Origin of the sequence: Haloferax sulfurifontis, from assembly GCF_014635105.1 — an archaeon.
Taxonomy (GTDB): domain Archaea; phylum Halobacteriota; class Halobacteria; order Halobacteriales; family Haloferacaceae; genus Haloferax; species Haloferax denitrificans.
The window spans coordinates 124061-139224 of the sequence record NZ_BMCI01000001.1 but is presented as its reverse complement, the minus strand read 5'-3'; the positions used below and the strand labels follow the sequence as shown (position 1 = coordinate 139224).

Below are 15164 nucleotides of genomic sequence, written 5' to 3'. Positions count from 1 at the left end.
TCCGCTACTGCCCGTCGCGTCCGACGAACGTCTTGTACTTCACGTCGTTGTCGCGGAGTTCGTCGAGGATGCGCTCGACGATGACCTCCCTCGGGCGGTGGAGCCCGGAGACGCGTTCTTCGAGGTCCTCGAAGGACTCGAACGGCCCCTGTCGCTTCCGCGATTCGAGAATCTTGTCGCGGAGCTTCTTGCCGATGCCGGGGAGCAAGTTGAGCTGGTGGAGCCGCAGGGTGATGGGCTGTGCGTCGTTGTAGAAGTCGACGAAACGCGGTTCGTCGGCCTCGACGATGTCCTCGACGACGTAGTCGACTTCGGCCGTCGCCGTGTTCGAGAGGTCGCCGTACGAGAGTTCTTCGACGGACTGAATCAGCTCGCGGTCGGCGACCGGCGAGACGACGAGTCGGTCGCCGATGCTCACGTCGGCGTCTTCGACGAGGGTCAACTCGAGGAGACGGAAGTCCGACTCTCCGAGCGCGTACGCGATGGGTGCCGCGTCGAAGCGCCGTCGGTCGTCTCCCTGACGCCCGTGGCGGAGTACGTCGAGTACGACGACGTACTCGGTCGTGGCGTCGGCGTCACCGCTCTCCGTACGTGTCATACCAGTAGTTACGGCGAGCCGATATTTAAATAGTTGGCCGCGCTGTCACGCGGTCAGACGTACTTCGCGACGACGTTGAGGATTTCGTCGAGTTCGTCGCCCGAGAGCGCGTAGCGCTGTTGGGCGAACACCGCGCGGAGTTCGTCGCGCGACTGTGGGAGGAGGTCCGCGATTTTGATGGCGGTCGGACCGTCGACCTTCTCGAGCTCGGCGAGCTCCTCGACGAGTTCGCGAGACTCCTCGGGGTCGAGGTGGGCGAACCGGTTGACGTGTTCTATCGCACGGGCCAGTTCGTAGCGCATCTCGCGCTCTTCGTCGGCGGCGCGTTCCGCCTCAACCTCGGCGAGCAGTTCCTTGACCTCGGAGGTCGTCAGATACTCCTCGTCGAGCTTTTCTTTGAAGATGGTCATCGCTTACTGCTGGGCGCGCAGGTGAGCGGGACGGACGATGACCGTCTTCTCTTTGCCGCCGTCGTTAATCTGGACCTTGAACGCGCGGCCCTGCTTCCCGGTGACTTCACCGGTGAGACCGTTGAAGCGCGGGTGGAAACGACCCTCGCGGACGCTCGGGTCGATGTTGAGGTGGACCTTCTGGCCCTCCTCGAATTCCGCGATAGCGCGCTGCGGCGGCGAAGTGCCGCGCTCGCGCGGCTTGTTCGAGAGCTTTCCTCGCGTCCCCTTCATCGGACCGTTGGAGCTCGGCATAGTCGTGAGAACGAATACTTGCGTCGCCATTATAAATTGCACGTTACGAACCGCGCGTGTGTGTCTCCCGCGTGGTCGCGCGGGAGGGACGGACTTAACCCGAGTCGGCGCGGCGATTCTCGTATGTCCGAAGACGAGCGGCGCATCGAGACGCGCGCCATCCACGCGGGACAGGAGCCCGACGAGGAGACGGGCGCGCTCATGACGCCCATCTACGCGAACTCGACGTACGCCCAAGACGGACCGGGCGACCACCGCGGCTACGAGTACTCCCGCACGGGCAACCCGACGCGAACCGACCTCGAATCGAACCTCGCGGCGCTCGAACACGGCTCGCACGGCCGCGCCTTCGCCTCGGGGATGGGGTCGATAAACACCGTGCTCAACCTCCTCGAAGCGGGCGACCACGTCGTCGCCGGCAACGACGTCTACGGCGGCACCCACCGCATCTTCACGCAGGTGTACGAGAAGTACGACCTCGAGTTCGACTTCGTCGACACCACCGACCACGACGCCGTCCGCGACGCCGTCCGCGAGGAGACCGAACTCGTGTGGGTCGAGACGCCGACGAACCCCCTCATGCGCGTCAACGATATCGGCGCGCTCGCCGACATCGCCCACGAGGTCGACGCGCTCTGCGCCGTCGACAACACCTTCGCCACGCCGTACCTCCAGCGCCCCCTCGACCACGGCGCGGACATCGTCTCGCACTCGCTGACGAAGTACCTCGGCGGCCACTCCGACGTCGTCGGCGGCGCACTCGTCACCGACGACGCGGAGTTAGACGAGGAAATCGGCTTCTACCAGAACTCCGTCGGCGCGACGCCCTCGCCGTTCGACTGCTTTTTCGTCCTCCGCGGGACGAAGACGCTCCCCGTCCGGATGGACCGCCACTGCGACAACGCCCGCGAACTCGCCGCGTGGCTCGACGACCACGAGGCGGTTTCCGAGGTGTTCTACCCCGGCCTCGACTCCCACCCGCAACACGACCTCGCGGCCGAGCAGATGGACGACTTCGGCGGGATGCTCTCGTTCGAACTCGACGGCTCGCTCGAACAGGCCTCGACCGTCGTCGAGGAGACCGAGGTGTTCACGCTCGCCGAGAGTCTCGGCGGCGTCGAGAGCCTCATCGAACAGCCCGCGGCGATGACCCACGCGGCCATCCCCCGCGAGGAACGGCTCGAAGCCGGACTCACCGACGGCCTCATTCGCGTCTCCGTCGGCATCGAGCACATCGACGACATGAAGGCCGACCTCCAGCGGGCGTTCGACGCGGCGTTCTGAGCCGTCGAACTCCGCGCCTACTCGGCCTCATGCGCTCTCGTGCGCCCTCACACACCGGTCGTTGCCGGAAACTGGGAACGCGAGTAAGGGTTATTGAACAGCACGATGAATAATGAGGTATGTCCCAAGAGACGTTCTCCCTGAGCGCGGAGTCCACCCAGCGGCAGAGCTACGCCGAACCGACCGACCGCGTGATGGTCGACTCCGACGACCACGAGGGGTCGAGCCACAGCGCCGAGCAGTTCGGCATCGGGCTGGCAATCGGCTTCCTGCTCGGCGGCATCGCGGGCGTCATCGGTAACTCCCTGCCCATCGGCGTGATGCTCGGGCTCACGTTCGGCGTCGTGCTCGGCGTCTACTTCATGGAGCGCCGCTGACGGCGGGCGAGCGCGGCCGCTCCGGGGACGAACCTACGAAAAAGGTCGGTCGTCAGTTCAGATACGGCCGACGTTCTCGACGGAGACGCTCTCGACGCCTTCGACTTCGATGAACGCTTCCTCGACGGCCTCGGTGCCACCGGCGTCGTCGGGGACGATGACGGTCGGCAGGAGGGCGACGAGACCGAACGCGACGTCGTCGCGTTCGAAGCCCTTGATTTTCGCACCCTCGGGCAGGGAGTCTTCGAGCGCGTCCTCGAGGTTATCGAGGTCCAGCTCGGGGCTGTTCGGCATGACCTTGATTTTGGCGGCTACTTTTCCCATGATTATGGACCCATGAACCCGCAGTCGGGGCACTCGTAGAGGTTGCTCTGCTTGCGGCACTTGGAACAACGCGAAATCTCCTGGCCACAGTCGGGGCACTTGAACGTCGCCGCGCTCATGCCGGCGATGTTGATGCCACAGGACACACACTGGTGCGCGTGTCGCTGTTCGGACTCGCTCATACGTTCATAAACCGGCGCGCGACTTTTAACCGTTGTCTTTCCGGGTTCCCGCGGGGGAAATCCGTGGCCCGCGTGGACACGCCTCATCCGAGTATCAGCGGCCCCATGAGAACGCACATCAGGTGGACGCGCCGACAGCCGAATCGGACGGGGACGTGACCGACGACGCCGGCGACCGCGAGGACGGCGACGCCGCCGATGCCAGCGAACGCCCACGAGAGAACGACGAGGAGGGCGCAGACGGCGGTGACGAGCCGGCGCTGGTCGAGCCGCCCAACGACCCCGAGCGCCCGGTCGCCGACGACCGGCACCAACGCCGCCCCACAGAGCCCCGAGACGACCGTCACCGGCACCGCGAGGCCGAGTCCGGTCGGGAGCTCCGCCTCGGTGAGCGCGACGAGCGCCCCCGTTCTGGGCGTCCCCAACCCGGCGAGCGCGAACAGCGCGAACACCGTCGTCGCCGTCGTGGCCGCGCTGGTCGCGGTGACGTAGGCCCGCGCCGATTCGTCAGGGTCGGTTCTGGGGAGGGCGGCCAGCGCGAGCGTGCCGGCGACGCCGGCCGAGACCCCGGGGAGGTAGCCGACGAACGCGCCGCCGCCGGTCCCCGCGGCGACGCTCCGCGCGACCGACCCCGGTGACGTCGCGAGCGCGGCGTCGCCCTGCGGCGGCACGCCGGACCCCCGCCGCGCCGCCAACAGGACCGGAACGCCGAACAGCCCGGCCAAGAGCGGGGCCAACACGCCGCCGGCGGGGAGCGGTCCCCCGAACGACCGGTCGAGGACGGCGAGCCCGAGTCCCGTCGAGGCGGCGATGGTCACGCAGGCCGCCAGCGTCGCCCGTCGGGTCGGTTCGGTCCAGACGAGCGCGACGACGACGCCCGCGAGCACCAGCCACAGGTAGTCGCGGACGACGGGGTAGCCCTCGACCAGCACGTCGGTGAGCGGCACCGCGACCGGCACGGCCAGACAGAGCGCCGCGCCGCTCCCGAGCGCCGACAGCCGAAGCGCCTCCCGCCCCCGCCCGCCGAGGACGAGTTCGTGCGCCGGCAACGCGCCCGGCGCGAGCGCGGCGTCGGGCACGCCGAGCGTCAGCGCCGGCACCACGTCGAGGAACGTGTGAACCGTCGACGCGGCGAGGACGGCGGCCGCGACGGCGACCCGTGGACCGGGGAACTCGGACGCGACGCCGGCGAGAAGCAGGGCGAAGGCGTTGGCGTGGAGACCCGGGACCAGCCCCGAGCAGGTCCCGAGGAGGACGCCGACGGCCACGCCGAGGAGGGCGGCGACCGTCGGGTCGGCCGCGGCGGGAGCCGCGAGCGTCGCCGCTCGGCCGAGGAGGGAGACGACCGCGCCGCCAATGACGACCATCGCGCCGCAGTGGCCGCGGCTTCCGGTATGAAGCTACGCGCTCGGCGCCGACGCTGACGGCGACTGCGCCGTGGCCTGTATCCGAGTCGGCGGGCGTGCGGCCGACGCCGTCGCTGGCGGGTTACATCGAAAGAAATCGGAGTTTCGAAGCGAGCGTCGCCGCGGACGCGGCGGGGTCTCGCGGGAGTTAGCCGAAGAGCGCGCCGAGGCCCTCGCCGTCGGCCTCTTCGTCTTCGTCGTCGTCGTCGTCGCCGCCTTCGTCGGCGGCCTCTTCTTCGGCGTCTTCCTCGTCGTCGTCGTCAGCGGCCTCGACCTCGCCACCGGCGGAACCGCCCGCGGCGGGCGCGGGGGCGGCGGCGGCCGTCTCGATGGCCTCTTCGATGTCGACGTCCTCGAGCGCGGCGACGAGCGCCTTGACACGAGATTCTTCGACATCGACACCGGCGGCCTCGAGGACCGCGGTGATGTTCTCTTCGTTGACCTCTTCGTCCGACTCGTTCAGGATGAGCGCAGCGTAGACGTATTCCATTGTTGTGTACCTTGTGTGTTGTTAGAACAGGGAGCCGAGGGCGTCGCCAGCGTCTTCGTCGTCGTCGCCGTCGTCTTCGGCGGCGGCGTCGTCGGCGTCGGCGTCTGCCTCGTCGGCGTCCGCTGTTTCTTCGTCAGTCGATTCTTCTTCCTCGGCGGCACCCGTGTCAGCCGCGGACACGCCGCGGAGTTCCTCGGGAAGCGCCTCTTCGTCGTCGATGTTCGCCGCGAGCGCCCGAAGCTGGGCGTCCGCCTTCGAGATGAGCTCGGGCATGAAGTCCGGGCTCTCGATGTTGGCGAACAGACCGACGGCCTTGGCCTCGCTCGTCGCCTTGGCGATGAGCGTCGGCGCGGTCTGGGCGGTCGGGTAGACCGCGTTGACAGAGAGGTTCGTCGCGGCGGAGACGGCCGACTGGATGTCGGCGCGGTACTCGTCCACGTCGATGGCGAGTTCGTCGGGCTCGAACAGGACGCCTTCGGAGAAGACGCCGCGGAGGTCGAGACCGACCTCCTTGGGCTCGATGCCGAGTTCCGCCAGGACGTTCGCGAGTTCCTCGGAGACTTCCTCGCCCGCCGAAAGGACGTTGGAGTCTTCCGTCACCTTGATCGAGCCGTCCATGATGCGGGCGGACGCCCCGACCTGCTGGAGTTCGCCGACGAACGGACCCGGGTCGACACCGGTGTCACCCTCGGGGATGACGATGTCGTTCGGGGCGACTTCACCGGCGTTGATGGGCGCGGGCGTCTTCGACGCCTCGAGCTCCTTGTACAGGGCGAACGGGTTGTCGTTCGTGCCGATGAGGGCGACCTGCCCGGCGATGTACTCCTTGAGTTCCTCGAAGCCGTCGTTGACTTCGTCGAGCGCGCGGTTCGCGAGCGTGTTACGGCTCATGCGCACCGCGGCCGAGCCGTGAAGCTCGCGGCGCATGGCCTGAAGCTGGCGGCTCGGGATGCCCGCGACGCCGACGACGCCGACGGATTCGTAGGATTCGATGAAGTCGACGAGCTCGTCGACCTCTTCACGCTTCCACTGTGGGATGACCTCGGTCTGCCGGACCTCGGATTCGCTCATGCGGGCACCTCCACGGACGGCCCCATCGTCGTCTTCACGTAGACGGAGTCGATGTTGAGCGGGCCCTTTTCGAGCGTCGCTTCGAGACGACGGACGATGACGTCGATGTTCTCCGCGATCTCGTCGGGCGTCATGTCGTCTGCGCCGACGCGCGTGTGGAACGTACGACGGTCACGCGAGCGGAGCTGCACCGTGTTCTTCATCCGGTTCACCGTCTCGACGACGTCGTCGTCGGGCTGAAGCGGGGTCGGCATCTTACCACGGGGACCGAGCACGGTACCGAGGTAGCGACCGATGTCCTGCATCAGTCCAGCCTCGGCAACGAAGAAGTCGGTCTCGTCGGCAAGGTCTTTCGCCGCATCGGTGTCGTCGCCGAAGTCTTCGAGCTCATCGGGCCCGAGAACTTCGTCGGCGACATCCTCTGCGCGGAGCGCGGTTTCACCGGTCGCGAACACCACAATCTGGGTGTCCTGGCCGGTGCCAGACGGGAGCACGATGCTCTCGTCGACACGCTTCGACGGGTCGTTAAGATCTAAGTCTCGCAAGTTCACGGCGAGGTCAACCGTTTCGCGGAAGTTCCGCCCGGGTGCCTCGTCGAGTGCGCGAGAGACTGCGTCAACTATTGTGTCTGCCATTATTCACCTCCGTAGTACGCAGGATTGCTCCTACGGGTCAGTGAAACAGGCTACTGCCTGCCTCGTCCGGCAGGACGAGTAGGCTCAACTTAAGTCCGTCGAACTACGGGAGCCGAAACACCCGAATTCGGGGGTTTCGCGTGCCACAGCCACACATGCGGGCTGGCGAGCACGCGAGCGATATGGGGGTCGCTCCGGCGCGGTCGGGTCGGTGGAGAGAAGAAAGCGGGCCGAGTCGCTCGGCCCGACGGAAAGGGCGGTTCGAACCGCCGAGGCGGGTCCGAGACGATTACTCGTCGTCGAAGTAGTCGTCGAAGTCGCCGCCGTCGATGCGCTGTTTGAACGTGCGGGCGTCTTCGCCTTCGATGGTGACGCCGAGGGACGCACACGTCCCGGCGACTTCCTTCGAGGCGTTCTTGAGGTCGTACGAGAGCAGGTCAGAGGACTTCTGCTCTGCGACCTTCTTCAGCTGTTCGATGGACATGTCGGCGACGAAGTTCTCCTGGGGTTCGCCGCTTCCGGTGTCGAATCCGACTTCGTCCTTGATGAGCGCCGCCGTCGGCGGGACGCCGACCTCGATGCTGAACGAGCCGTCGTCGTCGTACTCGACGGTGACGGGGACTTCCATGCCGTCGAAGGCCGCCGTCCGGTCGTTGATGTCGTTGACGACGTCCTGCACGTCGACAGGGGTCGGGCCGAGTTCCGGGCCGAGCGGCGGACCGGGGTTCGCCTTCCCGCCGGGAACGAGTACTTCGATAGTTCCAGCCATACGTGGAAACACCGTGTGGCGACTTTTAACGGTTTTCTTTCGCCCGGAGCCGTATGCGACAACTACGCACAGCTCGCGGGGCCGCCGTCCGCCCGCTTACAGTTCGACGCCGAACGAGTCCACGCCGCCCGCGAGCGCGGCCATCGACCCGAGGAGTTCGGCCACGTCGTCGAGGTCGCTCGTGGAGACGACCTCCACGGGCGTGTGCATGTAGCGGTTCGGGATGCCGATGTTGAGCGAGGGGATGCCGGAGCGACTCGTGTAGAAGGCGTCCGCGTCGGTGCCCGTGCGGACGCCGGCGGCCTGCAACTGCACGCCGATGTCGGCCTCCGCGGCCGCGTCGCGGGCGAGCGCGACGACGCTCGGGTGGTTCGCGCTCCCGCGGGAGACGACCGGACCCTCGCCGAGTTCGACGGGGCCTTTGCGCTTTCCGGGCACGTCGGGGTTGTCCGTCGCGTGAGTCACGTCGACGGCGACCATCGCGTCGGGGTCGAGGTCGTAGCCGACCATCTTCGCGCCCTGCACGCCGACTTCCTCTTGGACGGTGCTGACGGCGTACACCGTCGCGGCCACGTCGGCCTCGACGGCGGCGCGGAGGCCCTCCGCGGCCGACCACGTGCCGACGCGGTTGTCCATCCCGTTGGCCGCGACGCGGTCGCCCGCGAGGTCGCGGACCCGCGCTTCGACCGTCACGGGGTCGCCGACTTCGACGTGGTCCTTCGCGTCGCCCTTGCTCGTCGCGCCGATGTCGACGAACTGCTCTTCGAGGTCGTCGTACTCCTCGCTCCCCACGTCGCGGAGGTGGATGGCCGTCTGGCCGATGACGCCCGCCACGTCGCCGTCGTCGCCGTGGACCGTCACGTGCTGGCCCTTCGAGACGGTGCGGTCCGCGCCGCCGATGGGGCCGATGCGGACGAAGCCGTCGTCGTCGATGTCGCGGACGATGTAGCCGATTTGGTCCGCGTGGCCGGTGAAGGCGATTTCGGGGCCCCCGCCGGTTCCCTCGTGGACCGCGACGGCGTTGCCGTAGTCGTCGACCGTCACGTCGTCGGCGAACTGCGAGACGTAGTCCACCCACACGCGCTGGCCGGCGACCTCGTAGCCGGACGGACTGGGTGTGGTGAGCAGGTCTTCGAGGAAGGCGCGTCGGTCGTCGTCCATACGGGACGTTCGCGGGCGGCGGGACAAGAACACAGCGAATCCAGCACACCCCACCGGAAGCCGGTCGGTCGTCTCCGCGCGCGGCGTCCCGCGGCGACCCGCATCGACCCGTCGCCACAAGGCATATCCATCTTGTGAGCGTACTGATGGATATGGCCGACTTCACCCTCTTCGAGGTCCACCTGCACGACGGATTCGAGTTCAGCCCGACCAACAGTTCGCCGCTTTTCTCCAAGCGCGGCGACGCGGAACTCGAAGCCGACGACGAATCGTACGACGACTACGACGCCGAGTTCGACGCCGACGAACGCGACGAGCTCGACGACGCCGAGTCGGACGAGTCGGGCGGCCGCTCCGGACTGGGGCTTCTCGTCGGGCTGGTCCTGCTCGTCGGCATCGCGGCGGCGGTCCGCTACATCCGCGGCGGCGACGACGACCTCGACGAGCTGACCGACCTCGACGACGACGCCGACGAGGAGCGCGGCGAAGTCGAAATCGACGCCTGAGCCGACGGCTCCGAACACCGTTTTTCCGCGGCCGTGTCACCGACTGTTTCCACCGGCCCCTATCCTCGATGCCCGCCGCCGGGTTCGACCGCAGTCGGATACCCTTAAGCGAATCCCGTAGCAACTCCGGAGTATGACCGTTTCGAGCGCTCCCGGCAAGGTGTATCTGTTCGGGGAGCACGCAGTCGTCTACGGCGAGCCGGCGGTCCCCTGCGCGGTCGAGCGCCGGGCGACCGTCACCGTCTCCGCCCGCGACGACGACCACGTCCGCGTCCGCGCCGAGGACCTGAGTCTCAACGGCTTCACCGTCGAGTACCGCGGCTCGACCGGCGACCGGCCCGACGTGGACGTTCCGGCACCGCTCGTGGAGGCCGCGATGGGCTACATCGACGCCGCGGTCGACCAGGCCCGCGACGCCGCCGACGCGCCCGACGCCGGCTTCGACATCACCGTCGAAAGCGACATCCCGCTGGGGGCCGGCCTCGGCTCCTCCGCGGCGGTTGTCGTCGCCGGCATCGACGCCGCGACCCGCGAACTCGGCGTCGAACTCGCGCCCCGCGAAATCGCGGAACATGCCTACCAAGCCGAACACGAGGTCCAAGACGGACAGGCGTCCCGCGCCGACACCTTCTGTTCGGCGATGGGCGGGGCCGTCCGCGTCGAGGGCGACGACTGCCGGACCATCGACGCGCCGCCGCTCCCGTTCGTCATCGGCTTCGACGGCGGCGCGGGCGACACCGGCGCGCTCGTCTCCGGCGTCCGCGCGCTCCGCGAGGAGTACGACTTCGCCGCCGACACCGTCTCGACCGTCGGCGACATCGTGCGCCGGGGCGAGGAACTGCTGGCCGAGGCGGACCCCGACGCCGACGACGCGCCCGAGGAACTCCTCTCCGAACTCGGCCGCTTCATGAACTTCAACCACGGCCTGCTGGAGGCCCTCGGCGTCTCCTCGCGCTCGCTGGACTCGATGGTGTGGGCCGCCCGCGAGGCCGGCGCGTACGGCGCGAAGCTGACGGGCGCTGGCGGCGGCGGCTGTATCGTCTCTCTGGACCCGACGCCCGAGACCCAGACCGCGCTCCGATTCACCCCCGGTTGCGAGGACGCCTTCCGCGCCGAACTCGCCACCGAGGGCGTCAGGGTCGAGGTGCCGCCCGAAGCGGACGCCGAGGGCGAGGCCGAGCGCGCTGGAGACGGAGAACACACGGGGGCTGACTCGGCGTGAGCCTCGTCGTCCTCAAACTCGGCGGGAGCGTCGTCACCGACAAGGACGAACCGGAGACCGTCGACGAGGCGGGGCTGGCGGCCGCCGCGGACGCGGTCGCGACCCTCGCCGAGTCGGGCCGCGTCGTCGTCGTTCACGGCGGCGGGAGCTTCGGCCACCACCACGCCGCCGAACACGGCGTCTCATCGGAGACCGGCAGTCACGACGCCCGCGGCGTGCGCGCCATCCACGACGCGATGAAACGCCTCAACGACGCCGTCCTCGACGCCCTCGCGGACCGCGGCGTCGCGGCCCTGCCGGTCCACCCGCTTTCGGCCGGCGCGCGCGAGACCGACGGCTCGCTGTCGCTTCCCCTCGCGGCGACCGAAACGATGCTCGACGAGGGCTTCGTCCCGGTCCTCCACGGAGATGTCATCGCGCACGCGGGCAAGGGCGCGACCATCGTCAGCGGCGACGACCTCGTGGTATCGCTCGCGTCCGGCCTCGGCGCGGACCGCGTCGGCCTCTGTTCGACCGTTCCCGGCGTGCTCGACGCCGACGGCGACGTGATTCCCGAGATTACGGCGTTCGCGGACGCGGCCGACGCGCTCGGCGGGTCGGACTCCACCGACGTGACCGGCGGCATGGCCGCGAAGGTCAGAAAACTGCTCGCGCTCGGCGCGCCGGCGCACGTCTTCGGCCCCGAGGGACTGTCGGCGTTCGTCGCCGGCGAGTCGCCGGGGACCGTCATCCGCGGGGAGTAGTCGGCGTCGGACTCGGGCTCGGATTCGGACTCGGGCTCAGTGTCAGGCTCAGAGTTCGACGACCAGCCCGTCTTCTGCGACTCGGACCTCGCCGTCGAAGCGGTCGCTCACGCTCGCCCGGAGGTCGTCGGTGACACGGTCGGCGTGCGGGTAGAGATGCGTCAGGTAGACCGAGTCGATGTCCCGCCCGGCGAGCGCCTCGCCCACCTGCGACGGCGTCGGGTGGTTCGACACGTCCACGTCGTCGGGGAACGAGCAGTCGTGCGCGAGGACGCTCGCGCCGTCGGCGAAGTCGCCGAGGGCCGAGAACGCCTCGGTGTCCCCGGAGAAGACGAAGTCGGCCTCGCCACGCTCGTTGCTGAAGCGGTAGGCGAGCGTCGGCATCGAGTGGCGGACCTCGAATCCCATCACGTCGAAGCCGGCGATGCCGAACTCGGTCGGGCCGACCTCCCGAATCTGCACGTCGAGGCGGCCCCGCAGGTAGTCGTGGACGTCGAACAGTCCCTCGACGAGCGTCTCGGTCCCCTCCGGGCCGACGATTTCGAGGCTGTCAGCGCCGGCGAGCCACCGGGCTTTCACGAGCGCCATGAGGTCCGACACGTGGTCGAGGTGGTGGTGCGTGAGGAGGACCGACGAGACCCCCTCGTAGCCGACCTCCGTCTCGGCGAGTCGGGCGAGGACGCCCGACCCGCAGTCCACGAGGAGGGCGTTACCGTCCGATTCGAGGAGGAGACCGGTCTGGGCGCGGCCGGTGACGGGCATCGCACTGCCGGTGCCGAGGAACGTGACGCGCATGCGCAGAGCTACCACGGCGGCGGCGTTAGTCCTTGTGCTCGCCGGGGCGGCCGCCGCGGACACAGGCACAACCCTCATACCCGCGCGGGCTAACCCCGAGGTAATGACCCGGCGCGGCCGCTCGCTTCTCGCGTCGAGAGGCGGCGACTACGAGTTCGACCCCGAGTCGGTGTCGGTCGCCGACGAGGACGTCCTCGACCTGCTGGAGCCCGCCGTCCAAGAGTGGTGGGTCGACCGATTCGGCGAGTTCGTCCCCGACAACGGCGGCTTTTTCACCCCGCCGCAACGCGGGGCCATCCCGCACATCCACGACGGCGACAACGCCCTCATCTGCGCGCCGACGGGGTCGGGCAAGACGCTCGCCTCCTTCACCGCCATCATCAACGAACTGTTCCGCCGCGACCGGGAGTCGCCCGACGGCCTCGACAACTCGGTGTACTGCCTCTACGTCTCGCCGCTGAAGTCGCTCGCCAACGACATCCACCGGAACCTGACCGAGCCGCTTTCGGGCATCGCCGACATCGCCGAGGGCCGCGGCGAGACGGTGGACATCAGACACGCCATCCGCCACGGCGACACCTCCTCTGCGGACCGCCAGAAGATGCTGTCTGAGACGCCGCACATCCTCAACACGACGCCCGAGACGCTGGCGATTCTGCTCAACTCGCCGAAGTTCAAAGAGAAGCTCCGAACCGTCGAGTACGTCGTCGTCGACGAGATTCACAGCCTCGCGGAGAACAAACGCGGCACCCACCTGTCGGTGTCGCTGGAGCGACTGGAAGACCTCGCCGAGTCGTCGCCGACGCGCATCGGCTGTTCGGCCACTGTCGAACCGCTCGACACGGTTGCGGAGTTCCTCGTCGGTTGCGAGGACGGCGAGCCCCGTGACTACGAACTCGTGGACACGCGGTTCGTCCGCGACTTCGACGTCCGACTGGAGTGTCCGACCGACGACCTGATTCGGACGCCCCGAAGCGAGGTCCAGAATCGGTTTTACGACCGCCTGCACGACCTCGTGGCCTCGCACACGAACACGCTCGTGTTCACCAACACGCGGTCGGGCGCGGAGCGCGTCCTCCACAACCTCCGCGAGGAGTTCGACGACATCGGCGAATCCAACTCTGGCTGTCACCACGGGAGCCTCTCGAAAGAGCGCAGACAGGAGATAGAGTCGAAGCTAAAAGCCGGGGAGTTGCGCGTCGTCACCACCTCCACGAGCCTCGAACTCGGCATCGACATGCCCCACATCGACCTCGTCGTGCAGGTCGGCTCCCCCAAGTCGGTCGCCGCGCTCCTCCAGCGGGTCGGCCGTGCCGGCCACCAGCTCGGCCAGACGGTCGAGGGACGCGTCATCGCCCTCGACAGGGACGAACTCGTCGAGTGCGCGGTGATGCTCTCGAAGGCCGAGTCGGGCTTCGTCGACCGGGTGTTCATCCCCGAGAACGCCTTCGACGTGGCCGCCCAGCAGGTGTACGGGATGGCCATCAACGCCATCCGCCCCGAGTCGGAACTCCGCGAGACGCTCCGGCGGGCCTACCCGTATCGGAACTTCTCCGACGACGACTTCGAGCGCCTGTTCCGCTATCTCACGGCCGACTACGACGGCCTCGAAGACAAAAACGTCTACGCGAAAATCTGGCGCGACACCAACGACCCGCCGGACGGCGAACACCACTACGAGGAGTACCCCGTCGGCGAGCCGCTCATCGGCAAACGCGGTCGGATGGCCCGCGTCATCTACATGACAAACATCGGCACGATTCCCGATTCCTTCACCTGCGACGTGCTGGTCCGCGGGGCCGACCAGTGGGTCGGCACGCTCGACGAGGGCTACCTCGACACGCTGGAGAAAGGCGACGTGTTCGTCCTCGGCGGCGACCACTTCGCGTACCGCTACCGCCGCGGGTCGAAGGTGTACGTCGACCGCACCGCCCAGCGCCCGACGGTCCCCTCGTGGTTCTCCGAGCGCCTGCCGCTTTCGTACGACCTCGGCCGCGAACTCGCGGCGTTTCAGGCCGACCTCGTGGCCCGACTCGACGCCGGCGGCGCGCCCGCCGTCAGGTCGTGGCTCCGGGAGTTCCCGCTCGACGAGAACAGCGTCCGCGCCGTCACGCGGATGTTCGACGAGCAGGTCAGGTACGCCGGCCCCGAGAGCGTGGCGACGCCCGACAGACTCGTCGTGGAGACCGAACTCGACCGCGACACCTACCGCCGGCACTTCTACGTCCACTGCACCTACGGCCGGCGGTTCAACGACGGTCTCTCGCGGCTCCTCGCGTACCACGCGGCCCGCCGGACGAACGCGAACGTGCAGGTCGCCGTCGCAGACAACGGCTTTTCGCTGTCGATGCCGCTCAACCGAAAAGTCGACCTCGCGGGCGTCCTCCGCGACCTCTCCCCCGAGGAAGTCGAGGACGACCTGCGGGCCGCCCTCGACGGCACCGACCTCCTGAAGCGCTACTTCCGCATCAACGCGACGCGCTCGCTCATGATTCTCAAGCGCTACAAGGGCTACGAGAAGTCCGCCGCCCAACAGCAGGTCTCCTCGGAGATGTTGCTGTCGTTCGCCCAGGACCTCGACGAGTTCGCGGTGATGGTAGAGACCTACCGCGAGATTCTCGAAGACAAGCTGAACCTCGCCGCCATCGAGGACGCGGTCGCGGCGATTCGGGCGGGCGACGTGGACGTGGTCGGCCACCAGGTCTCGTCGCCGACGCCGCGGGCGTTCGGCCTCGCCACGCTGACCGCGAGCGACGTGGTCCTCGCCGAAGACGAGAGCGCGGCGCTCAGAGAGTTCCACGAGCGCGTCAAAGCCGAAATCGGCGACGACGAGGCGGACCTCGGCATCGACGTGAGCTGACGGGGCGACAGGGCGACGGGACGACGGTCGGTGCGCC

At 68.2% G+C, this 15164-nt stretch carries 18 protein-coding genes; 6 read left to right on the top strand and 12 right to left on the bottom strand.

The features are described 5' to 3' along the window. Nucleotides 1–4 precede the first annotated feature (4 nt). From IEV64_RS00760 to IEV64_RS00750, 3 genes are read right to left on the bottom strand one after another with little or no spacing between them, the layout of a single operon-like run. Complete coding sequence (locus tag IEV64_RS00760) at nt 5–598, bottom strand: DUF655 domain-containing protein (protein ID WP_007275170.1); 594 nt, start codon at nt 596–598, stop codon at nt 5–7. 53 nt (nt 599–651) lie between these two features. Further along, a complete protein-coding gene (locus IEV64_RS00755) occupies nt 652–1008 on the bottom strand; it encodes an RNA polymerase Rpb4 family protein (protein ID WP_004042989.1) in 357 nt (118 codons plus the stop codon). A 3-nt stretch (nt 1009–1011) separates the two neighbouring features. Continuing rightward, nucleotides 1012–1302 (bottom strand): 50S ribosomal protein L21e, encoded by a 291-nt coding sequence (locus IEV64_RS00750; protein WP_004061361.1) that lies wholly within the window; start codon nt 1300–1302, stop codon nt 1012–1014. A gap of 123 nt (nt 1303–1425) precedes the next feature. Here IEV64_RS00750 and IEV64_RS00745 point away from each other — a divergent pair, with 123 nt between their 5' ends. Both IEV64_RS00745 and IEV64_RS00740 read left to right on the top strand, forming a co-directional pair. Next, on the top strand, nt 1426–2586 hold the full coding sequence (locus IEV64_RS00745) for a cystathionine gamma-synthase (protein WP_188422899.1): 1161 nt from the start codon (nt 1426–1428) through the stop codon (nt 2584–2586). Nucleotides 2587–2705: 119 nt separating this feature from the next. Further along, on the top strand, nt 2706–2963 hold the full coding sequence (locus IEV64_RS00740) for a glycine zipper domain-containing protein (protein ID WP_004969380.1): 258 nt from the start codon (nt 2706–2708) through the stop codon (nt 2961–2963). Between the two features lie 57 nt (nt 2964–3020). Here the strand turns inward: IEV64_RS00740 and IEV64_RS00735 are convergent, their stop codons facing one another. From IEV64_RS00735 to IEV64_RS00700, 8 genes are all read right to left on the bottom strand, one after another. After that, entirely contained in the window at nt 3021–3287 is a 267-nt protein-coding gene (locus IEV64_RS00735; protein WP_004969379.1) for an elongation factor 1-beta, read from the bottom strand. A 2-nt stretch (nt 3288–3289) separates the two neighbouring features. After that, nucleotides 3290–3469 (bottom strand): HVO_2753 family zinc finger protein, encoded by a 180-nt coding sequence (locus tag IEV64_RS00730; RefSeq protein ID WP_004042997.1) that lies wholly within the window; start codon nt 3467–3469, stop codon nt 3290–3292. Nucleotides 3470–3552: 83 nt separating this feature from the next. Next, on the bottom strand, nt 3553–4836 hold the full coding sequence (locus IEV64_RS00725) for a tripartite tricarboxylate transporter permease (RefSeq protein WP_188422898.1): 1284 nt from the start codon (nt 4834–4836) through the stop codon (nt 3553–3555). Nucleotides 4837–5023: 187 nt separating this feature from the next. Further along, nucleotides 5024–5365: a 50S ribosomal protein P1 gene (gene rpl12p, locus IEV64_RS00720; protein WP_007273230.1), complete on the bottom strand. Its 342-nt coding sequence runs from the start codon at nt 5363–5365 to the stop codon at nt 5024–5026. Between the two features lie 21 nt (nt 5366–5386). Beyond that, complete coding sequence (locus tag IEV64_RS00715; protein ID WP_007273231.1) at nt 5387–6436, bottom strand: 50S ribosomal protein L10; 1050 nt, start codon at nt 6434–6436, stop codon at nt 5387–5389. After that, nucleotides 6433–7071 (bottom strand): 50S ribosomal protein L1, encoded by a 639-nt coding sequence (locus IEV64_RS00710; protein ID WP_004969375.1) that lies wholly within the window; start codon nt 7069–7071, stop codon nt 6433–6435. The genes IEV64_RS00715 and IEV64_RS00710 overlap by 4 nt, the downstream gene beginning before the upstream one ends. A 289-nt stretch (nt 7072–7360) precedes the next feature. Beyond that, on the bottom strand, nt 7361–7840 hold the full coding sequence (locus IEV64_RS00705) for a 50S ribosomal protein L11 (RefSeq protein WP_188422897.1): 480 nt from the start codon (nt 7838–7840) through the stop codon (nt 7361–7363). Between the two features lie 96 nt (nt 7841–7936). Continuing rightward, nucleotides 7937–9001: a zinc-binding metallopeptidase family protein gene (locus IEV64_RS00700; protein WP_007273232.1), complete on the bottom strand. Its 1065-nt coding sequence runs from the start codon at nt 8999–9001 to the stop codon at nt 7937–7939. 152 nt (nt 9002–9153) lie between these two features. Here IEV64_RS00700 and IEV64_RS00695 point away from each other — a divergent pair, with 152 nt between their 5' ends. From IEV64_RS00695 to IEV64_RS00685, 3 genes are all read left to right on the top strand, one after another. Next, nucleotides 9154–9507 (top strand): hypothetical protein, encoded by a 354-nt coding sequence (locus IEV64_RS00695; RefSeq protein WP_007273233.1) that lies wholly within the window; start codon nt 9154–9156, stop codon nt 9505–9507. Nucleotides 9508–9640: 133 nt separating this feature from the next. Then, nucleotides 9641–10729 (top strand): mevalonate kinase, encoded by a 1089-nt coding sequence (gene mvk, locus IEV64_RS00690; protein ID WP_007273234.1) that lies wholly within the window; start codon nt 9641–9643, stop codon nt 10727–10729. After that, nucleotides 10726–11472, top strand: coding sequence for an isopentenyl phosphate kinase (locus tag IEV64_RS00685; RefSeq protein WP_188422896.1), 747 nt, complete (start codon nt 10726–10728; stop codon nt 11470–11472). The genes mvk and IEV64_RS00685 overlap by 4 nt, the downstream gene beginning before the upstream one ends. 48 nt (nt 11473–11520) lie before the next feature. Here IEV64_RS00685 and IEV64_RS00680 read toward each other — a convergent pair whose 3' ends face one another. After that, complete coding sequence (locus IEV64_RS00680; protein ID WP_004969370.1) at nt 11521–12267, bottom strand: MBL fold metallo-hydrolase; 747 nt, start codon at nt 12265–12267, stop codon at nt 11521–11523. 103 nt (nt 12268–12370) lie between these two features. Between IEV64_RS00680 and IEV64_RS00675 the strand changes: the two genes are divergently transcribed. Further along, a complete protein-coding gene (locus tag IEV64_RS00675; protein WP_188422895.1) occupies nt 12371–15127 on the top strand; it encodes an ATP-dependent helicase in 2757 nt (918 codons plus the stop codon). Nucleotides 15128–15164 lie beyond the last annotated feature (37 nt).